This window comes from Brevundimonas mediterranea (assembly GCF_011064825.1).
Lineage (GTDB): Bacteria > Pseudomonadota > Alphaproteobacteria > Caulobacterales > Caulobacteraceae > Brevundimonas > Brevundimonas mediterranea_A.
Window position 1 is genome coordinate 922,716 of sequence record NZ_CP048751.1, and the last position, 19,509, is coordinate 942,224.

21 protein-coding genes and 1 tRNA gene are annotated in these 19,509 nt (G+C 69.8%); 8 read left to right on the forward strand and 14 right to left on the reverse strand.

Features of this window, described 5'->3' with window-relative positions:
- Positions 1-14: 14 nt before the first annotated feature.
- The 6 genes from GYM46_RS04595 to GYM46_RS04620 form a co-directional block, all read right to left on the reverse strand.
- A complete protein-coding gene (locus GYM46_RS04595) occupies positions 15-1,556 on the reverse strand; it encodes a Do family serine endopeptidase (RefSeq protein ID WP_008259005.1) in 1,542 nt (513 codons plus the stop codon).
- A 100-nt stretch (positions 1,557-1,656) separates the two neighbouring features.
- Complete coding sequence (locus GYM46_RS04600) at positions 1,657-2,160, reverse strand: cytochrome c-type biogenesis protein (RefSeq protein ID WP_008263128.1); 504 nt, start codon at positions 2,158-2,160, stop codon at positions 1,657-1,659.
- A complete protein-coding gene (locus GYM46_RS04605) occupies positions 2,157-4,145 on the reverse strand; it encodes a heme lyase CcmF/NrfE family subunit (RefSeq protein WP_008261449.1) in 1,989 nt (662 codons plus the stop codon). Before GYM46_RS04605 ends, GYM46_RS04600 begins: the two co-directional genes overlap by 4 nt.
- The gene (ccmE, locus tag GYM46_RS04610; protein WP_008261178.1) at positions 4,142-4,654 is read right to left on the reverse strand and encodes a cytochrome c maturation protein CcmE; all 513 of its coding nucleotides are present in this window, start codon (positions 4,652-4,654) and stop codon (positions 4,142-4,144) included. The genes GYM46_RS04605 and ccmE overlap by 4 nt, the downstream gene beginning before the upstream one ends.
- Positions 4,655-4,724: 70 nt before the next feature.
- On the reverse strand, positions 4,725-5,546 hold the full coding sequence (gene ccmI / locus GYM46_RS04615; RefSeq protein ID WP_008263057.1) for a c-type cytochrome biogenesis protein CcmI: 822 nt from the start codon (positions 5,544-5,546) through the stop codon (positions 4,725-4,727).
- A 17-nt stretch (positions 5,547-5,563) separates the two neighbouring features.
- Positions 5,564-6,979 (reverse strand): hypothetical protein, encoded by a 1,416-nt coding sequence (locus GYM46_RS04620; RefSeq protein WP_008262992.1) that lies wholly within the window; start codon positions 6,977-6,979, stop codon positions 5,564-5,566.
- A gap of 164 nt (positions 6,980-7,143) precedes the next feature.
- Between GYM46_RS04620 and GYM46_RS04625 the strand changes: the two genes are divergently transcribed.
- Genes GYM46_RS04625 through GYM46_RS04635 form a run of 3 tightly spaced genes read left to right on the forward strand, consistent with a single transcriptional unit; the run spans position 7,144 to position 10,009 of the window.
- Positions 7,144-8,076: an ABC transporter ATP-binding protein gene (locus GYM46_RS04625; RefSeq protein ID WP_008261416.1), complete on the forward strand. Its 933-nt coding sequence runs from the start codon at positions 7,144-7,146 to the stop codon at positions 8,074-8,076.
- Positions 8,076-8,843, forward strand: coding sequence for an ABC transporter permease (locus GYM46_RS04630; RefSeq protein WP_008261957.1), 768 nt, complete (start codon positions 8,076-8,078; stop codon positions 8,841-8,843). Before GYM46_RS04625 ends, GYM46_RS04630 begins: the two co-directional genes overlap by 1 nt.
- Before the next feature lie 41 nt (positions 8,844-8,884).
- A complete protein-coding gene (locus tag GYM46_RS04635; protein WP_164952609.1) occupies positions 8,885-10,009 on the forward strand; it encodes a hypothetical protein in 1,125 nt (374 codons plus the stop codon).
- A 51-nt stretch (positions 10,010-10,060) separates the two neighbouring features.
- Here GYM46_RS04635 and GYM46_RS04640 read toward each other — a convergent pair whose 3' ends face one another.
- The 3 genes from GYM46_RS04640 to tsaD are packed head-to-tail and all read right to left on the reverse strand — an operon-like array spanning position 10,061 to position 12,643.
- A complete protein-coding gene (locus tag GYM46_RS04640) occupies positions 10,061-10,438 on the reverse strand; it encodes a Rieske (2Fe-2S) protein (protein ID WP_008262825.1) in 378 nt (125 codons plus the stop codon).
- Complete coding sequence (locus GYM46_RS04645; protein WP_040349927.1) at positions 10,431-11,429, reverse strand: NAD(P)H-dependent glycerol-3-phosphate dehydrogenase; 999 nt, start codon at positions 11,427-11,429, stop codon at positions 10,431-10,433. Before GYM46_RS04645 ends, GYM46_RS04640 begins: the two co-directional genes overlap by 8 nt.
- Positions 11,430-11,455: 26 nt before the next feature.
- Entirely contained in the window at positions 11,456-12,643 is a 1,188-nt protein-coding gene (gene tsaD, locus GYM46_RS04650; RefSeq protein WP_008262762.1) for a tRNA (adenosine(37)-N6)-threonylcarbamoyltransferase complex transferase subunit TsaD, read from the reverse strand.
- Here tsaD and hemC point away from each other — a divergent pair.
- The 4 genes from hemC (at position 12,642) to GYM46_RS04670 (ending at position 15,175) form a co-directional block, all read left to right on the forward strand.
- Positions 12,642-13,595, forward strand: a complete 954-nt coding sequence (gene hemC, locus GYM46_RS04655; protein ID WP_164952610.1) for a hydroxymethylbilane synthase — start codon at positions 12,642-12,644, stop codon at positions 13,593-13,595. The genes tsaD and hemC overlap by 2 nt on opposite strands.
- Positions 13,592-14,332 (forward strand): uroporphyrinogen-III synthase, encoded by a 741-nt coding sequence (locus GYM46_RS04660; protein WP_008259711.1) that lies wholly within the window; start codon positions 13,592-13,594, stop codon positions 14,330-14,332. The genes hemC and GYM46_RS04660 overlap by 4 nt, the downstream gene beginning before the upstream one ends.
- A 40-nt stretch (positions 14,333-14,372) precedes the next feature.
- Positions 14,373-14,448 (forward strand) — tRNA-Thr (locus GYM46_RS04665).
- A gap of 373 nt (positions 14,449-14,821) precedes the next feature.
- Positions 14,822-15,175: a helix-turn-helix domain-containing protein gene (locus GYM46_RS04670; RefSeq protein ID WP_008262454.1), complete on the forward strand. Its 354-nt coding sequence runs from the start codon at positions 14,822-14,824 to the stop codon at positions 15,173-15,175.
- Positions 15,176-15,179: 4 nt separating this feature from the next.
- Here GYM46_RS04670 and GYM46_RS04675 read toward each other — a convergent pair whose 3' ends face one another.
- From GYM46_RS04675 to GYM46_RS04690, 4 genes are read right to left on the reverse strand one after another with little or no spacing between them, the layout of a single operon-like run.
- Entirely contained in the window at positions 15,180-15,539 is a 360-nt protein-coding gene (locus tag GYM46_RS04675; protein WP_008259135.1) for a hypothetical protein, read from the reverse strand.
- Between the two features lie 21 nt (positions 15,540-15,560).
- Complete coding sequence (locus tag GYM46_RS04680) at positions 15,561-16,010, reverse strand: hypothetical protein (protein WP_008263356.1); 450 nt, start codon at positions 16,008-16,010, stop codon at positions 15,561-15,563.
- 14 nt (positions 16,011-16,024) lie between these two features.
- Positions 16,025-16,372: a hypothetical protein gene (locus GYM46_RS04685; RefSeq protein ID WP_008263264.1), complete on the reverse strand. Its 348-nt coding sequence runs from the start codon at positions 16,370-16,372 to the stop codon at positions 16,025-16,027.
- 28 nt (positions 16,373-16,400) lie between these two features.
- Positions 16,401-16,847: a helix-turn-helix domain-containing protein gene (locus GYM46_RS04690; RefSeq protein WP_164952611.1), complete on the reverse strand. Its 447-nt coding sequence runs from the start codon at positions 16,845-16,847 to the stop codon at positions 16,401-16,403.
- 145 nt (positions 16,848-16,992) lie between these two features.
- Between GYM46_RS04690 and metK the strand changes: the two genes are divergently transcribed.
- Complete coding sequence (metK, locus tag GYM46_RS04695) at positions 16,993-18,198, forward strand: methionine adenosyltransferase (RefSeq protein WP_008264360.1); 1,206 nt, start codon at positions 16,993-16,995, stop codon at positions 18,196-18,198.
- A 4-nt stretch (positions 18,199-18,202) separates the two neighbouring features.
- Here metK and GYM46_RS04700 read toward each other — a convergent pair whose 3' ends face one another.
- Positions 18,203-19,474: a pentapeptide repeat-containing protein gene (locus GYM46_RS04700; protein WP_008262301.1), complete on the reverse strand. Its 1,272-nt coding sequence runs from the start codon at positions 19,472-19,474 to the stop codon at positions 18,203-18,205.
- Positions 19,475-19,509: the final 35 nt, after the last annotated feature.

Consider the following 19,509-nt stretch of genomic DNA (forward strand, 5'->3'; position numbering starts at 1 on the left):
GGTCAGAATGCCGATCATTCTTCCGTGGCGAAGCGGAGCGGCACCGGGCTGGTGCCCTGGGGCGTGCGGACGAACAGCAGGATGCTGGGACGACCGGCCGACTTGGCTTCCTGAACCGCCGCCCGCAGATCCGCCGCCGAGGCGATGGCGCGGCCGTTGGCGCGGGTGATGACGAAGCCGGGCTGGAAGCCCAGACGCGCCGCCGAAGACCCCTGGGCGACATTGGTGATGACAACCCCGTTCACGCTTTCGGGGATATTGAAGCGCGACCGCGCGGCGGCGCTGAGCGGGGTGACCGCCAGGCCTTCGATGGTTTCGCTCTGGCCGGGTTGAGCCTGACCGGGCGCGGCGGAGCCGCCCTCCTCGCCGGCGTTCAATTCTTCGTCTGACGGGCGGACGCCGGAGCGGACGTTCAGCGTCTGGCGACGGCCGTCGCGGATGACCTCCAGGCGGATGGTGTCGCCAGGCTTGGCCGCGCCGACCCGACGGGTGGCCTCGGCGCTGCTGTCGATGGCCTCGCCGTTCACGGCAACCAGGATGTCGTTGACCTTGACGCCCGCGCGGGCGGCGGGGCCGTCCTCGGTGACGGTCTCGACATAGGCGCCCTTGAAGTCCTTGGGCTGACCGAGGGCTTCCCAGGAGTCGGGGGACAGGCTGCGCAGGCCCAGGCCGACGTAGCCGCGCTCGATCGCCTGGCCGCGCATCAGCCGCTCGGTGATCGACTTGGCGGTCTCAGCCGGAATAGCGAAGCCGATGCCGACCGATCCGCCCGTGGGCGAATAGATGGCCGAGTTCACGCCGATGACGCGCCCGTAGATGTCGAAGGTCGGGCCGCCCGAGTTGCCCCGGTTGATGGCGGCGTCGATCTGGATGTAGTCGTTATAGCCGGACGGATCGATGTCGCGGGCCTTGGCCGAGACGATGCCGGCGGTCGCCGTACCGCCCAGGCCGAACGGGTTGCCGACCGCAATGACCCAGTCGCCGACGCGCGGCTGGGCGGTCTCTTCGAAGCTGACGTATTTGAAGTCGTTCCCCTCGACCTTGATCACGGCCAGGTCCGTGCCGGGGTCGCGGCCGATCAGGCGGGCCGGCAGTTCGCGGCCGTCCGACATCTTGACCTTGATCTCGGTGGCGTCGGCGACGACGTGGTTGTTGGTGACGATGAAGCCGTCCTGGGAGATGAAGAAGCCGGAACCGGCGCCCTGGGTCGTCTGAGGCTCGTCCTCCTCGCCCTGGCCGCCGCGCCCCTGGGGCGGAACGAACTGGAACGGCAGGCCGGGGATCTGGAAGGCGCCGCCCTGGGGCTGTTCGACCTTCACCGTCACGTCGATCTGAACGACGGCGGGGGCCACCTGTTCGAAGATGTTGGCGAAGCTGTTGGGCGCGCCCGGCGGGGGCGAGAAGCTGTTTCCGTTGGCCGGCACGGGGGTGAGCCGGTTCACCGCCTGGGGGTCGGCGTGCGCGCCGGGCCAGTTGATGACCCCGCCTGCGGTCGCCGCCGCCGCCAGGGTCAGGCCGGCCGCGGCCCCGAGAATGAACTCTTTGCGCTTCAGCATCTTGGTCCTTGCGATCCTCTCGGGGCGACGCCCCGTCTTGGCTCTTGATATAGGCCGAACCGGCGCGACGCCAATTCCGGTGTTCGATGGATGATCTCGACTAGCGCCCGTCGTGAGGCGAGGTTGCGTCCAGATCACGGCGAAGCTTCTCATTTGCGAGAATGTCTTGCAGTCGACGTTCCTCATCCGGGGAAAGGGGCTGCGCCTCGACGGCGCCGCGACCTGCGCGGACCAGGATGACCAGCAGCGCCAGGGCCGCCAGAGCGAACGGCCCGAACCACAGCAGCCAGGTTCCAGCCCGCACCGGCGGGGTGAACAGCACATAGTCGCCGAACCGACGCACCAGGTCGTCGCGCACCGCCTGATCCGTGGCGCCGGACGCGATTTCCTCGCGGATCAGGCGGCGCATGTCGCCGGCGACGCCTGCCGGACTGTCGGCGATGGCCTCGTGCTGGCAGACGACGCAGCGCACGTCCTCGAACAGGGCTTGGGCGCGGGCTTCCTGGGCCGGGTCGCTCAAGGGGCGGTCGGGGGCGGCGGCGGGCTCGGCCGCCGTCAGCATCAGCGCCAGAACGGGCGCGATCAGCAGGATCAGCCGCCTCATGGGGCCTTCCTCCGACGCGGCCCGACGCCCAGCCGCAGCCGGCGGTCCAGCAGGGACAGAAGCCCCCCAAACGCCATGATCATCGGCCCCAGGAAGATCAGCCGCGCCCAGGGGTTCCAGTACAGACGCACGACCCAGGCAGGCTCGGCCGGGCTGCCCGCCCGTTCGCCCATCACCACATAAACGTCGTCCAGCCCGCGGAAATCCAGCCCGACCTCGGTCGTGGTCTGGCCGCCGGCGGGGAAGAAGCGGCGTTCGGCCGTCACCGTCTTCGCCCGGCCCCGGTCGTTCGACGGCCGCACGGTCAGCCGGCCCTGTTCGGCCAGATAGTTGGGCCCTTCGACCACCCGGACCTGATCCAGGGTCACGGTCCAGGGGCCGGCGGAGACGCTCTGGCCCAGAGAAAGAGCGCGCGCGGCCTCGGCCTTGAAGCCGGTCTCGACCACCGCCCCCAGGATGAAGACGCCCAGGCCCAGGTGGGCCAGGCTCATGCCCCAGGCGCCCAGCGGCAGACCTTTCAGACGACGCATCGTCTCGGCGCCCGAGGCGCGGAACAGACGCGCCCGTTCGGCGACCTCGGCCAGCGAACCCAGGATCAGCCAGGCGCCCAAGCCGATCCCGGCGGCGGCGAAGGCCTTTCTGGGCTCCCACAGGGCGTAGGCGGCCAGGGCCGAAACCAGGGCCAGGCCCGCCGCGACGGCCAGCCTCTGCATCGCCCCCGTCAGGTCGCCCCGCTTCCACGCCAGCAGAGGCCCGGCGGGCAGGATCAGGAAGGCGACCGTCATCAGCGGGACGAAGGTGGCGGCGAAATAGGGCGGGCCGACCGAGATGGTCGCGCCGGACGCGGCCTCCAGGATCAGGGGATAGAGGGTGCCCAGCAGCACGGTCGCGGCGGCGGCTGTCAGGAACAGGTTGTTCAGCACCAGGGCGCCCTCGCGGCTGACGGGGGCGAACAGGCCGCCGCCCTTCAGCTGGGGCGCGCGCCAGGCGAACAGGGCGAAGGCGGCGCCGGCCGTAAGGCCCAGGATGGCCAGCAGCATCAGCCCGCGCTGGGGATCGACGGCGAAGGCGTGGACGGAGGTCAGCACCCCGGACCGCACCAGGAAGGCGCCCAGCATGGAGAAGCTGAAGGCCAGCAGGGCCAGAAACACCGTCCAGCCCGCCAGCGCCCCGCGCCGCTCGGTCACCACCGCGCTGTGGAGCAGGGCCGCGCCCGCCAGCCACGGCATGAAGCTGGCGTTCTCGACCGGATCCCAGAACCACCAGCCGCCCCAGCCCAGCTCATAATAGGCCCAGAAGGAGCCCAGGGTGATGCCGACGGTCAGCAGGGCCCAGCTGGCCAGGGCCCAGGGCCGCACCCACCGCCCCCAGGCGGGCCAGAAGGCGGTCTGGGCCCTGCCCTCGATCAGGGCGGCGACCGCCAGGGAGAAGCAGACGGAGAAACCGACATAGCCGGCGTAGAGCAGCGGCGGATGCACGGCCAGGGCCGGATCTTGCAGCAGGGGGTTCAGCGACGCGCCCTGGAACGGCGCGGGGTCCAGGCGGGTGAAGGGGCTGGAGGTGAAGACGGCGAAGGCCAGGAACAGCGATCCCAGCGCCCCCTGAACCGCCACGGCCGAGGCCTTCAGCCCGAACGGCAGGCCGCGCGCGCGGGCCAGGGCTCCGCCGAAGACGGTCAGGACCAGACACCACAGCAGCAGAGACCCCTCGTGACTGCCCCAGGCGCCGGCGACCTTGTACAGCATCGGCTTGTCGGTGTGGCTGTTGGCCGCGACGTTGGACACTGAGAAGTCGGACACGACGAAGGCGTAGATCAGTGCCGCGAAACTGAGGGCCACAGCGCCCGCCGCCGCCAGGGCCGCCCCTTGCGCCGCGCCCGCCAGCACCGGACTGCGCCGCCAGCGCCCTGCCGCCGACAGCGCCGTCTGCAGGATCGACAGGGCCAGGGCCAGGGATAGGGCGAAGGCCCCGAGTTCGGCGATCATAGACTGTTCGTTGCGCTATCGGCCTGCGGCCTGCTTGAGCGCGTGTTCTTGGTCGAGGTCTCCGGCCGCCACTCGCCCTTGGCCTTGATCCGGTCGGCGACCTCGCGCGGCATGTAGTTTTCGTCGTGCTTGGCCAGGACCTGGCTGGCGTGGAAGACGCGGTCGGCGCCGAACGAACCCTGGGCCACGATCCCCTGCCCCTCGCGGAACAGGTCGGGCAGGTCGCCGTGATACTGGACCTGGGTCACAGCGATATTGTCGGTGACCGTGAAGACCACCAGCCCGTCGCCGGATTTCCGCACGCTGCCGGTCTCGACCAGACCGCCCAGACGGATGTCGCGGCCTTCCGGCGCCTTGTCGGCGGTGGCCTCGGACGGGGAATAGAAGAAGGTCACGCTGTCCTGCATGGCCCACAGCGACAGGCCGACCGCCAGGGCCAGGATCGGGGCCACGGCGGCGACGACCCACAGGCGACGGCGCGCCTTCGGCGATTTCGGCAGCCAGCTCATGGCCTGACAGTCCCGCTCCCCGACGGAATTTTCCTCGGGTCTATAGCGGCGGGGGCCGGCCGCCAATGTGTCATTGCGCCTTATCCGCAGGCAGGCGCCGTTCCAGGTCGATCCGGCGCGGATCGGCCGGGTCCAGGGCGGCGATCAACGGCGTCCATTGCGCGCGCGTCGTCGTGGTATCGCCCCGCTCCAGCGCCGCCTGGCCCAGGAAGAAGCGGGCGCCCAACTGGTCCGGGTCCAGGTTCACCGCCTGGCGGAAGGCGGCCTCGGCGTCGCCGCCGATCCGGCCGTCATCGGCCCGCACCAGGCTTTCGCCCAGCCGCGCCCATGCCCGAGCGTCGGTCGGCTCCAGTTCGATCAGCCGGCGAAAGGCCGAGGCGGCGCCCAGCGGATCGTCGGCGGCGAACCGGGCCGCGCCCAGCATGGTCAGGGCCTGACGGTCCTGCGGATTGTCCCGCGCCACCCGCGCCGTCACCGCCGCCAGCTGCGCCGGCTCCAGGGTTTCCAGCTGGGTGGACCATTGATCGACCCGCCGCTCATAGGCCTGGTCCGGCAGACCCGGCGACCCGGTCAGGACATAGAGGACCAGCGCCCCCGCCGTCGTCGCCGCGATCCCGCCCAGAACCCAGAAGCGGTCATGCCGGCCGGCCACGGGCGTGGCCGCAGCCACGGCCTGACCCGCCAGCAGCCGCCGCCCCGCCTCGGCCCGTGCGGCGGCGTGGGCCGTTTCGTCCAGCAGGCCGCGCGCCTTCAACCGGTCCAGTTCGTCCAGTTCGCGACCGCCGACATCGGCGTCGGCGCCGGCCGCGTCAGCCCCGCGTCGCGCCCCGGTCAGCACCAGCAGGCCGGCCATCGCCGCCGCCAGGCCGGTCATTATCCAGAAGACGATCATCCCCGCCGTCTATCGCATCAGACGACGCCGGGCGAGGCCCCAGTCGTCGCGCCAGTCGTCACACCTGTCGTCGCCCTTGCGGCCTCGGCGGCGGCCGCGCGCCGTCGCACCGCCCGCGCCGCCTCCAGCGCCTCGACCAGGGTCAGGAAACGGGCCGCCGTTCCGACCAGCCGCAGGGCCTGATCGGGATCGGCCACATCGCCGTCGGCGATACTGTCCAGCGCCTCATTGGCCCAGGTGGACAGATAGTCGGTCAGCTCGGTCTTCAGCGCCATCCGGTCCGCCTCGCAGCCGAAGGTGTTGGCCGCGCCGCGCAGGCCCGAAACCGCCCCCAGCAGGGCGGCCGCCGCCTCGATGGGTTCGCCCTTGGCCGGCGCCTCCAGCCAGGGGCACAGGCGCGTCATCCGCCCGGTCAGGACCTGACGCTTCATCGGCAGGGCGGCGTGGACGGCGGCCGAGGTCGATTTCATCAGGCCCGACAGCTGGCCGGCCACCTGGACCCGCGCCATCCGCGCCGTCTTGCCCCAGGGAGAATCGGGCCGGACCATCAGGGTCATGTCCATTTCGGCCAGCACCCCGGCGCACCAGGTCGCATCCTCCACCGCCTGGGCCATGTCCGGCCCGTCGCGGGGCGACAGACAGGCGGCGATGCGCTGGACACGGCTCTGGACCGACGTCAGCAGCCGCTCGACGAAGACGCCCATTTCGGAATGGCTGAGAATGGCCTCGGTGTCGGCCAGGCGGCTGGTGCGCGTGACGATCCGCAGCATCCGCTCAGCGTCGGCGACATGGGCGAACAGAATGTCGATCATCCGCCGCCCGCCCTCGGGGGATATCGCCAGACAGTCCTGGATCAGCAGCCGCAGCCCCGCCAACTGATTGTCGTCGGGCCGCTCCAGCCAGACCGACAGGCGGGCCACGGCGGTTCGCGCCAGGGGCGCCAGGTCGAAACAACCGGCCAGTTCCGCCGGGCTGGCGGCCGGGGTTTCAGCCTGGCCGGCCGTCGGGTCGGGCCATTGGTCGTCCGGCCAGACGTCGCGAGGCCGGTCCCGCAGCACCGCAGCCGCCCGCGCGCACAGCCGATCCGCCGCCAGGGTCCATTCCCCCTCGCCGACGCCCGCCCCGTCCAGCAATCTCAGGAAGGCCTCCTCGCCCGTCCGCGCCTCGCGCCAGACCCGCGCCAGCACGGCCGGCGGAAAGATCAGGGCCGGAGTTCGGTCGGCGCGGGGTTGGAACAGGGGCAGAAGGGGGGCGAAGGCCAGGTCGCGCCGGGCGCGGTCGCGCGCCTCCTGCACGATCATGGCGGTCAGTTCCGCCGCCTTGTCCCCGCCCAGGGACGGGACGGCCGCCCGCAGCTGCGTCAGGACCGCGTCAGGCGCGGCCTGGACGACCGCCTGCAGGGCGGCGCGATGGGCGACGGACAGCGAGGACAAGAGGCACTCCCGTCTGCAGGCGACGAAGACGCCACCGTGCCGTCTTTGGGTTAACAACGGCTTCTCGTCCCTGCAGAGACCGGCGCCCCTTGAGCCCAGCCGATGGCACGCCATATTCCCGCCACGACGACGCCAGGCGTTTCCGCCTCGGATCAGGAGCGCCCATGCCGGTTATCGAGATCGAAGGCCTGACCAAGACCTACAAGTCGGGGCTTCAGGCGCTGAAGCGCGTGGACCTGACCATTGAGAAGGGCGAGATCTTCGCCCTGCTGGGTCCGAACGGAGCGGGCAAGACCACCCTGATCTCCATCGTCTGCGGCATCGTCAACGCCACGACGGGGACCGTGGTCGCCGACGGCCACGACATCAGGAAGGATTTCCGCGCCGCCCGCACCAAGATCGGCCTGGTGCCGCAGGAGCTGACCACCGACGCCTTCGAGACGGTGCTGGCCACCGTCACCTTCAGCCGGGGCCTGTTCGGCAAGCCGGGAAACCCGGCCCTGATCGAACAGATCCTGAAAGACCTGTCGCTGTGGGACAAGCGCGACGCCAAGATCATGACCCTGTCGGGCGGGATGAAGCGCCGGGTGATGATCGCCAAGGCCCTGAGCCACGAGCCGGACATCCTGTTCCTCGATGAACCCACAGCCGGGGTCGACGTCGAACTGCGCCGCGACATGTGGGCCATGGTGCGCAAACTGCGCGAGCGGGGCGTGACCATCATCCTGACCACCCACTATATCGAAGAGGCCGAGGAGATGGCCGACCGGGTGGGGGTGATCCTGAAGGGCGAGCTGATCCTGGTCGAGGAAAAGACCGCCCTGATGAAGAAGCTGGGCCGGAAGACCCTGACCCTGAACCTGGTCGAGCCGCTGGCCGCCCTGCCCGCCGACCTGTCGGACTGGGATCTGGCGCTGAAGGCCGATGGAAGCGAGCTGGAATACAGTTTCGACGCCCAGGCCGACGACACCGGCGTGCCGTCGCTGATCCGCCGGCTGGAACGGCTGAATATCGGCTTCAAGGATCTGAACACCCGCCAGAGCTCGCTGGAAGACATCTTCGTCAGCCTGGTCCACCGCGATGGGGAGACCGTCTGATGAACTTCAACGGACATGGCGTCTGGGCCATCTATCGCTTCGAGATGGCGCGGGCCCTGCGCACCATCTGGCAGAGCGTGGTCACGCCGGTGATCACCACCGCCCTCTATTTCATCGTCTTCGGCAGCGCGATCGGCAGCCGGATGGAGGCGATCGACGGCGTGGCCTATGGCGCCTTCATCGTGCCGGGCCTGATCATGCTGAGCCTGTTCACCCAGTCGATCTTCAACGCCTCCTTCGGCATCTATTTCCCGAAATTCACCGGCACCATCTACGAGATCCTGTCGGCTCCCGTGTCGTCGCTGGAGGTGGTGATCGCCTATGTCGGGGCGGCGGCGACCAAGTCGGCGGTGCTGGGCCTGATCATCCTGGCCACCTCGACCCTGTTCGTGCCGCTGCAGGTGCTGCACCCTGTAGGCATGCTGGCCATGCTGGTGCTGATCTCGGTGACCTTCAGCCTGTTCGGCTTCATCATAGGCATCTGGGCCGGCAGTTTCGAACAGCTGAACTTCATCCCCATGCTGATCGTGACGCCCCTGACCTTCCTGGGCGGCTCCTTCTATTCGATCAACATGCTGCCTGACGTCTGGCGCGCGGTGGCCCATTTCAATCCGGTGGTCTATCTGATCTCGGGCTTCCGCTGGACCTTCTATGGCCAGGGCGACGTTCCCATCGGCATCAGCGTGGCCGCCACCATGGGCTTCTTCGTCGTCTGCCTGGCCGTGGTCATGTGGATGTTCAAGACCGGCTACCGCCTCAAGAGCTGAGCCGTCACGAAACCGGCCAGATCGCCAGCGATTAGAGTATCATGTCCGACGACGCCAAGATCACCCCCGCTACGCCGCCCGCCTCGAACGGTCCATCGGGAGGACCGCCGGAGCCGTTCGTGCGCAAACAGGTGACCTGGGGGCGCATGCCCACGACCACCTTCCACGTCGGCCCGGTGCCGGTCGCGCCCAATCCGCTGGACCGGATTCCCAATCGCCCGCCGCGCACGACGCCGCTGGGCCAGACAGGCCCGAGCGGGGGCCAGGTTTCGGGACAGGTTCAGGAGCCGCCGCGCCGTGTCCCTGCGCCGCGCGCCGGCGGCAATATCCTGAGCGGGTCGCTGATCCCCCAGGCGCGTCCGCGCTCCGGTCCGGTGACGCCTGCGCCACAGCCAGAGCCCGCACCCGCGCCCGTGCCCGTGCCCAGCGCCGACACGACCGTGCGGCCCCTGCCCGGCGCGGGTCTGACCAACGCTCCTTCGGCGCCTGTCGATCAGCCCGATGTCGCCGAACAGGCCGCCGCGACGCCTGTGGTCGCGGCCCCCGCCCTGGCCCCGCTTGAGCCGTCTCCTGCTGTTGAGGCCGCCCCTTCGGTCACGCCCAGTTTCGCGCGCGCCGCGACCCGGCGGCCGTCGCGCCTGCCGCTGTACATCGGCGTCGGGGTGCTGGCGGTTCTGGCCGTCGGCGGCGGCCTGTGGTTCGCCCTGCGTCCCGCCCCTGTGGCCGCGCCGGTTGCGCCCGCCCCGGCGGCGGCGCCCGAAGCCGTTGCGCCTGAAGCCCTGACGCCGGCCGCCGCGCCCGTGGAGACGCCGGTCGAGACCGCAGCGCCCGTCGAAGCCGCACCGGTCGAGGAAACACCCGCGGGTGCGGCCGCGCGGCCTGCGGCGGCCCCGGTTCCGACCACCCCCCAAACCACGGGCCAGACCACGGCCCAGACCTCGTCCGCTCGCCCCGCGACGACGACGCGTCCCCAGACGCCGGCGCAATCAACGACGCAAACCCCGGCGCCCCGGGTCCCGACGGCTCAGGCCCCGGCGGCCGTCTCGACGCCCCCCTCCGCAACGCCGGCGCCGGTCGTCGTCGTCGCGCCCGCGCCGACCGCCGCGCGTCCGGCCCAGACCGACCCGAACGCTCCGGTCGTGACCCGGCCCCAGCCGCTGGACTGAAGCCGCTGGACTGAAGCCGCTTCCGCCCCCGCGCCCCGGCGTGTGGGGCGGTTAGGCCGTGCGGATGACGCCGCCGCTGGTCGTCACCGGCCAGGGCGTCAGTCGCCCGCCGGCGCAGGGGCCGCCCTTGCATTCGCCGGTCAGGGGTTCGAACACCGCCCCGTGCCAGCCGCACAGGATCAGGGCGCCGTCCGGCGTCAGATAACGGTCGATCTCCATGGCGATGGGAAAACCGGCGTGCGGACAGCGATCGACCCAGCCGGCCACAGCCCCGTCCTTGCGCACCACGAAACCGTGGAAGAAGGCCTCGCCGATCTGAAGCACGAAGCCGCGCGCGCCGGGCTCGGCGATGTCGGCCTCGGCGCACAGGGCCACGTTCGGCGGCGTCTTCCAGACCCGTTTGCGCTCGGTCGGCGCCTCGTCAGACACGCTCGGCCTTCAGCGGGCGCGACAGCAGGCCGTCGATCAGGCCATCCACGGTGATCTCGCCCGCCAGCAGGGCCGCGATGCCCTCTGCGATGGGGGTCTCCACCCCCAGACGGGCGGCCAGGGCGCGCACGGCCGGCGCGCTCTCATAGCCCTCGGCCACCGAGCGTTTGCCCGCCAGCGCCTGTTCCACCGTCTGGCCCTGCCCCAGGGCCAGGCCCAGGCTCATGTTGCGCGACTGAGGGCTGGAACAGGTCAGGACCAGGTCGCCCAGGCCGCACAGGCCCGCCACCGTCTCGGCCTGGCCGCCCATGGCGACGGCGAGGCGGGTCATTTCCGCAAACCCGCGCGTGATCAGGGCGGCGTGGGCGCTGCGGCCCAGCTGACGCCCCTCGGACACGCCGCAGGCGATGGCCAGCACATTCTTCAGCGCCCCGCCCGCCTCGGCCCCGATCAGGTCGGTGGCCAGATAGGGCCTGAAGCCCGGCGCCGACAGGGTGTTCAGCAGGGCCTGACCCAGGACAGGATCGGCGCAGGCCAGGGTGACGGCGGTCGGAAGGCCGCGCGCCACTTCGCCGGCGAAACTGGGGCCGGACAGGACCGCCGCCGGCGCGTCCGGCAGGGTCTCGGCCAGCACCTCGGTCATCAGTTTCATCGTGCCGCGCTCGACCCCCTTCGAGCAGAGCACCACCGGCACGCCGGCGCGATGATGGGGCGCAAAGGCCGTCAGGGTCGCCCGCATATGCTGGGCCGGGGGAACGGCCAGGATCAGGTCGCAGTCGCGCAGATCGGCCAGATCGGCGGTGAATTTGAGATCCTCGGCCAGGGTGACGCCCGGCAGATACAGGTCGTTGGCCCGCGTCGTCGCCAGGGTCTCGACCAGCTGGGGCTCGCGCGCCTGAAGCGTCGTGTCCAATCCGGCGCGGACGCAGACCTGGGCCAGGGCGGTGCCCCAGGCGCCGGCGCCGATAACCCCTGCGGTGCGGAATTCCATGCGCCCTCCCGAGGCGGTCTCGTTGGTCATGCTTTCGCGCCCTTGCGGCCCGGCTTGTGCGAAGGATCGGCCAGGGCGCGGGCTTCGTCCAGCGGCCATCGCGGCCGGGCGACCACGTCGATGTCGCTGGTCAGCCCCAGGGCCAGCCGCTCGGCTCCCGCCAGGGCGATCATGGCGGCGTTGTCGGTGCAATAGGCCATGGGCGGCGCCAGGAAGTCGAAGCCGTGTTTCGCCGCCGTCGCCTGCAAGGTCGCGCGGATCGTCTTGTTGGCCGCGACGCCGCCCGCGACCACGAACAGCCGGTGATCGTGGGTCTCGGCATAGGCGGCCAGGGCCCGCTCGGAGCGATCCGACAATTGCCGGGCGATGGCGTTCTGGACCGCATCGGCCAGATCGGCCCTGTCCTGCTCGGTCTCGCAGGTCTGGGCGATGCGGAAGGCGGCCGTCTTCAGACCCGAGAAGGAGAAGTCGCAGTCCTTGCGGCCCAGCAGGGCGCGCGGAAGATCGATCTTCGAGCCGTCGCCTTGCTGCGCCAACCGCTCCAGCGCCGGCCCGCCGGGATAACCCAGGCCCAGGGCCTTGGCGATCTTGTCGAAGGCCTCGCCGGCCGCGTCATCGATGGTGGCGCCGATCCGGCTCATGTCGCCGACGCCGCGCACCTCGAGCAGTTGGCAATGGCCGCCGGACACCAGCAGCAGCAGGAAGGGATAGGCGACCTCCTCGCCCAACCGGGCCGAGACCGCGTGCCCCTCCAGGTGATTGACCGCCACCAGGGGCAGACCCCGCGCCAGGGCCGCCGCCTTGCCGAAGCTGAGGCCCACCATGACGCCGCCGACCAGGCCCGGCCCGGCCGTCGCGGCGATTCCGTCGAGGCCGTCATAGCCCAGGCCGGCTTCGGCCATGGCGCGGCGCGTGACCCCGGCGATCATCTCGACATGGCTGCGGGCGGCGATTTCGGGGACGACGCCGCCATAGGCCGCATGGTCGTCGATCTGGCTGTGAACGACCGAGGACAGGACCTCGGCCCGACCGCCCCGTTCGGACGGGTGCAGGCGCACCACCGAGGCGGCGGTCTCGTCGCAGCTGGTCTCGAGACCCAGCACCGTCAGGGGTCGGACATCGCGTCCGGTTGCCGCTGCGGCGCCGCTGCTATAGTCGGCGGAACTCTCCATCGGGTCGAGGTAGCGATCCGGCGTCCGGTAAGCAACGATCATGAACCTTCCTCTCCGCATCGGCACCCGGCGGTCCAAGCTGGCCCTGGCCCAATCGGGCATGATGCAGCGGGCCATCGGCCGGGCGCTCGGCGTGGCCGAGGCCGAGATCGAGGCCGCCGTGCCCCTGGTCGAGATCGTCACCACCGGCGACCGGATCCAGGACCGCCGCCTGATGGAGATGGGCGGCAAGGCGCTGTTCACCAAGGAGATCGAGGAGGCGCTGCTGGACCGGCGAATCGACATCGCCATCCACTCGATGAAGGACGTGCCCGCCGAACAGCCCGAGGGCCTGTGCATCGCCGCCATCCCGGAACGCGAGGACGCCCGCGACGCCTTCATCAGCCGCGACTTCGACAGTTTCGACCAACTGCCCTTCGGCGCGCGGCTGGGCACCGCCAGCCCGCGTCGCCAGGCCCAGGCCCTGGCCCTGCGGCCCGATCTGAAGGTCGAGATGCTGCGCGGCAATATCGACACCCGGCTGCGCCGCGCCGCCGAGGGGGATTTCGACGCCATACTGCTGGCCGTCTCGGGCATGACCCGGCTGGGCGTGACCGAACATATCCGCGAGAAACTGTCGCTGGACGCCTTTTTGCCGGCGCCGGGCCAGGGCGCCCTGGCCATCCAGACCCGCGCCGACGACATCGACGCCCCCTGGGTCGCCGCCCTGAACCACCCGGAGACCGCCGTCGCCGTGGCCGCGGAGCGGGGGGCCATGACCGCGCTGGAGGGATCGTGCCGCACCGCCGTCGGCGCCTACGCCCTGATCGAGGGCGACACCCTGCGCCTGACCACCGAAATGCTGAGCCCCGACGGATCGGCCCGCTGGCGCCGCGTCGGCGAACTGTTCCAGCCCACCGAGGCCGACGCCCGCGCCCTGGGCGAACGGCTGGGCGGCGAGGTCCACGCCTTCGCCGGCGATCAGGAGGTCGATCCGGCGAGCCTGGACGGATGACGGCCCCGGGCGCCGCGGATCAGAGCCCCCGCGTCTGGATCACCCGCGCCCAGCCCGGCGCGTCGCGCACCGCCGCCCGTCTGCGCGGCATGGGGTTCACGCCCCTGATCCAGCCCCTGCTGGCGGTGGAGACCCTGAGCCCGCCCGTCCCGGATCTGGATCGGTTCGCGGCCCTGGCCTTCACCAGCCGGAACGGCGTCGCCGCCTTCGCCGCCCTGACGTCCCGGCGCGACCGGCCGGTCTTCGCCGTCGGCGACGCCACCGCCCAGGCGGCGCGCGAGGCCGGCTTCGTCGCCGTCCGTTCCGCCTCGGGCGACCTGACCGCCCTCGCCCGCCGGATCGCCGCTGAACTGAGCGACGCCGCCCTGCTGGCGCCCCAGGCCGAGACCCCCGCCGGCGACCTCGCCGCCGCCCTGGCCGCCGCCGACGCCCGCGCCGTCAGCCTGCACCCCCTGAACGTCTATCGCACCGCCCCGACCGCCGCCGCCGCGCCGCCAGAGGCGTTCGACGCCGTGCTGATCCACTCCCCGCGCGCGGCCCAGGCCCTGGCCGCCCTGGTTCCCGTCTCCCTGCCGGCGGCGCGCCTGGCCGGCGTCGTGATCGCCTGTATCTCGCCTGCCGCCGCCGCGCCCCTGAGCGCCGTCGGCCTGACGCCGGCGGTGGCGGACGCCCCGGACGAAGCCACATTGCTCGCGACCTTGAAAGCGGCGCTTGGCAAGCGCGATACGCCCGTATAAAGAGCCCCTCTCGCGCGGGCTGCTTCGCCTTCGCAACCGGGCCGCTTTAGCTCAGCCGGTAGAGCACCTCATTCGTAATGAGGGGGTCGCGTGTTCGAGTCACGCAAGCGGCACCACCGTTTCCGAGCTTTCAAATAGAAGAGTGTTCGCCCTGAACCTGGGTGCGAGGCCCAGTATCGGCTCGCTGCGGGCGTATCGATTTCGGATCCGAACCGTAGTCTTCAGGCTTCCCTTCGGTCAGTTTTCAGTCCCTTGAAACGGCCGGATAAGGTATCCTGTTCATCTGAGGCGAGCTTGAGACTCCAGTATCGACTGAAACAGTCTTGGTTACTTTCGTTTCAGTTGCGAAGGATTCGCTCACAACCTCTCCCTCAAGTTGAATATTTACCTATTCGCGGTACGTAGGATTCCCGTATCGTCGAGCTTTGGCTTGACGCCCTTGTCATTTTCAGGCCTGACGCAGGTATTCTCGCACGCCCGAAGGCCAAGATGAACGACGCAGTCGACCCAGTAGACATCGCAATCGGCGCCCGCATTCGCGCCCGTCGCGAGGAACTCCGCATCACCCAGGCGCAACTGGCCGCCGGCGCCGGCGTGACTTTCCAGCAAATTCAAAAGTATGAGCGGGGCGTCAACCGCGTCTCGGCCGCACGCCTGCTGCAGATCGCAGCGGTGCTGAAGTCCACGGGCGCGGCTCTGCTGGGCGAACTCGAGACGGCCGAAGGCGATGAACTGGCTCTGGCCGCGCCGGGCGTGGCGGAACTGTTGTCCGCCTTCCGCAGCATCCGGGACGCTGAAAAGCGCGACGCCCTCCTGGTCGTGGCCAAGGGCCTGCGCGACTGATCCGTCAGACCTGAGTCTGTCTCAACACCCGCTCCACCGGTTCGCCGCCCCGCGCGCCGACCGAAGCATCGGCGAGCCAGGTTTGGACCGCGACGATCGCACGAAGATCGAGACCGTCGGAGCGTCCCGCATCGGCGATGTTCTGGCGCACGACCTCAAGCAGACAGGCGGCCTCCGCAGCGTTCGCGGGCTGGTGGTTGAGCAGGCTCGTCTCCGCCTCGACCATCGGTCCGAGATCCAGGTCGGCCAGCAGATTGTCCTCGCTGCCCGAGAGTCCCGCTCCGCCGAGTTTGTCGGCCAGTCGGGTCGTGTCGAACCATGACCGGAAAAGCGGCATGAAGGTCTTCAGAGGTTGGGTATTCACGCTGTGATGTCCTTGTAGATTTCAGGCGATGCGCGACTTGGCGCTGAGGGATGTTTGAGGTCTGGCGTAGGGGGCCGCGGTCGCTTCCCAGACGCCGATCAGACCGAGGATCATGATCTCCACCCAGACCACCATCCGCGTGGTCACGATCGACCAGGTGAGGACGTCGGAACCAAACAACGACGCGGCATGGGTGCCGAGCGCGAGAAGCTGAGCCCCGGCCGCGAACAGCAGCCACCAACGGTCGTAACGAAGGCTGAGCCGGACCAACCAGACCAGAAGGCTGAGGGAGACCAAGGCGACCGCCCATCGGAATTGACCGATGATGAGGTGATCGACCCAGCCGGAAACCAGTTGCACGACGAAGAGGCCTGCGGCCGCCTCGCGCTCGGGCCGGCCGCCCTTCCAGATGAGCAGCACGAGCGCCAGGATGGTCAGGGCCGTACCGAAAAACCAGAGCGGCGAAGGCATTCCGTCGGAACCGATCAGGCGGCCAGATGCAACACGCCGGACGACGCCGACGACGACGCCTGAAGTATGCTCTTGTTCTCGCTCATGCCGTCCAAACGCCAACCGATCGCGTGGTTGTCAGCCACGGTTGACAGCCCCGCGTGGCCGGCGGCGACCGCCGCACGAACCGTCGTGAGCCGGTTCAGACCGGTCACGATGTCCTCCAGCGCCGCCTGACCGACCTCGGCCGCCAGACGCGCCTCGAGCCGCCCCTCGAGCGCGGTCTGGATCAGCTTGCAGACCTCGATCATGGCCTGGTCGATCGCGTGTTCGGCGGTCCTGACCTGGCGAGCGACTTTCACCCCGACGTTCATGTTTCGCATTCTGCCGTCCTCCAAAAGGATCCCCGCGTCAGCGAGCCCATTCGGGAGCGATCCGGTCGAACAGGGAGGGAACCACCATGCCTGCCGTCACGATCCCGATGGCGAGCAAGAGGGCGACGGCGGCCCCCGCCACGATGACCGCCAGTCGTGCGCCGACGCCGCGAGGCGGAACCGGCAAGGACCAGGCGGACCGAACGAGCGGGCCGTCGTCGTCCGATTGTCCGGCCGACGCCGCATCACCAAGCCCGTCTTCCGCCGGTTCGGGAATGAGTATCGGCTCCCCTGAGTAGCCGTTACTCAGCCGCCGGGCCGCCAGTCTGCGGTCAGAGACCTTCAGTTTGACGTAGGCGCGATGCAGGTGATTGCCGACCGTGCGGGGGGAAATGCCCAATCGCGCAGCGATCTCCTTGTCCTCGAGGCCCAGGCCGGCCAGGCGAACGCACTCGATCTCTCTTGCCGACAGGCTTTCAGGCATTCACGCGCTCCCCGCCTCGTCATAGCGGATTTCACCGGCACGACCAGACACGGCGTGGTTCCTGCGAACCAAAGACGGGAAGATCACTTGAACATATAAGCATGTCTTTATATGTTTGCCGGGCTGACATTGACAGGAGCCTCTTTTGGCCGCTCGTTCTTCCTTCCTCTTCACCTCGGAAAGCGTCTCCGAGGGCCACCCCGACAAGGTCGCCGACCGTATCTCGGATACTGTCGTCGACGCCTTCCTGTCGAAGGATCCCGAGGCCCGCGTGGCGTGCGAGACCCTGGTCACGACCCAGCGGATCGTCCTGGCCGGCGAGGTCCGCGCGACCCAGCCGGGCAACACCAAGGAACAGAACGAGGCCTTCACCCAGTCCATCATCGACAGCCTGGAGCCTCTGGTCCGCGCCGCGGTCAAGGACATCGGCTACGAGCAGGACGGCTTCCACTGGGAAACCGCGGAATACGCCTGCCACCTGCACGCCCAGTCGGCCGACATCGCCGTCGGCGTCGACTCGACCAATGAAAAGGACGAGGGCGCCGGCGACCAGGGCATCATGTTCGGCTATGCGTCGAACGAGACGCCGGAGCTGATGCCGGCGACCCTGCAGTACAGCCACAACATCCTGAAACGCCTGGCCGACGTCCGCCGCGCGGGCGGCTCGCAACTGGAGCCCGACGCCAAGAGCCAGGTGACGATCGAATACGAGGATGGCAAACCCAAGCGCGCCGCCTCCATCGTCCTGTCGACCCAGCACGCCAAGGGGCTGAGTTCGGAACAGGTCGCCGAGATCGTCAAACCCTATATCCTGGAAGTCCTGCCCGAGGGCTTCACCGACGAGAACACCGTCTGGCACATCAACCCGACCGGCATCTTCGAGATCGGCGGGCCGGACGGCGACGCCGGCGTGACCGGCCGCAAGATCATCGTCGACACCTACGGCGGCGCGGCGCCCCACGGCGGCGGCGCCTTCTCGGGCAAGGATCCGACCAAGGTGGACCGTTCGGCCGCCTACGCCTGCCGCTACCTTGCCAAGAATGTGGTCGCCGCCGGTCTGGCCGACCGCTGCACCATCCAGATCTCCTACGCCATCGGCGTGGCCAAGCCCCAGTCGATCCACGTCGATCTGCACGGCACCGGCAAGATTTCCGAGACCCTGCTTGAAGAGAAGCTGCTGGGCCTGATCGGCGGGGCGACCCCGCGCGCCATCCGTAGCCATCTGGGGCTGAACAAGCCCATCTACGCCCGCACCACCGCCTACGGCCATTTCGGCCGCGAGCCGGACGCCGACGGCGGTTTCAGCTGGGAAAAGACCGATCTGGTCGAGCAGTTGAAGGCGCTGGCCTGATCGCTCAGGCGGCCTGATCGTCCAGGGTCAGGCCGCGAACGCCCGTCAGATTGGCGCCCGTGAGGTCCAGCTGACGGGTCTGGGCGCCGTGCAGGATCGCCCGGCCGAGGTCCGCGCCGGTCATGACGGCCCGGCGCAGATCCGCGCCCGACAGGTCCGCTCCCCTCAGCACCGCCCCGGTCAGGTCCGCCGACAGCAACCGGTCGGCCGCGATCAGCAGGGGACCGAGTTGGGCGCCGCGCAGATCGGCGCCGTTCAGCTTGGCGTTCTTCAGGCGCGCGCCGCGCAGGTCGGCGCGATGGAGGTTGGCCGAACGCAGGTCGGCGTTCTCCAGATGCGCGCCCTGCAACTGCACCCCCTCCATATCCAGCCCGTAGAAGATCGCGCCCTTGGCCGAGAGGGCGGTCAGGTTCAGGCCGGTGATCGACTTCAGCGGTCGCAGGTCCACGCCGTCGAACACCGAGGGCTGCCCCTCGCTTCCGCCCGTTTCGCACCAGCGGGCGTGTTCGCGCAGCATTTCGGCCGCCGGCATCCGGGCCACGGACTCGCCGACCGTGCTCTTGTCCGTCAGGGCGCCTTCCATATTGGCGCCGTCGGCGCACCACATGGTCATCTTGCAGCCCACCAGAATGGCGTCGCGCATGTCGGCGCCGGACAGATTGGCGCCCGAGAGGTCTGCGCCCGCCAGGTCGGCGCCGCGGAAATCGGCCTGTTTCAGGTTGGCGCGGACCATCTTGCAGTCCTTCATCACCGCGCCGGAGAAGTCGGCCTTGATGGCGATGACGCCCGACATCTTGGAGCGTTGCAGGTTGGCGCCGGCCAGACAGGCGCCCGTCGCCTCGGTCTCCTCGCGCTGGCGCGGCTCGATCACCTTGAAGCCCAGTTTGGCGTCGGCGGCGGCGATGGTGCCCTCGCGCAGGTCGGCCTCGAACAGGTCCGCGCCGGACAGGTCGGCCCCGCGCAGACAGGCGCCGCGCAGGTCGGCGCGACGCAGGCTGGCGTCGGCCAGGACGGCGTCCTGCATGTCCGCACCGAAGAAGATGGCGTTGTCCAGCTTAGCCCCGGTCAGGTCGCAACCCTCAAGACAGGCGGCGGCGAAGTCGGCGTCGGCCAGGTTGCGTCCCTTCAGGCTCAGACCGGAGATGTCGAGCCAGGCGAAGACCGCGCGGGCGCCACCGGGGCGGGCCTGGAACAGACGGTCGTGCCGGGCGCAGACGAGGTCCAGCTCCGCCTGGGTGAGGCGCTTGCGTACAAGGGGTTCAGCAGCCTGGACCATTCAGCCAGATTAACCGCAACCGGCTTAAGAAAGCC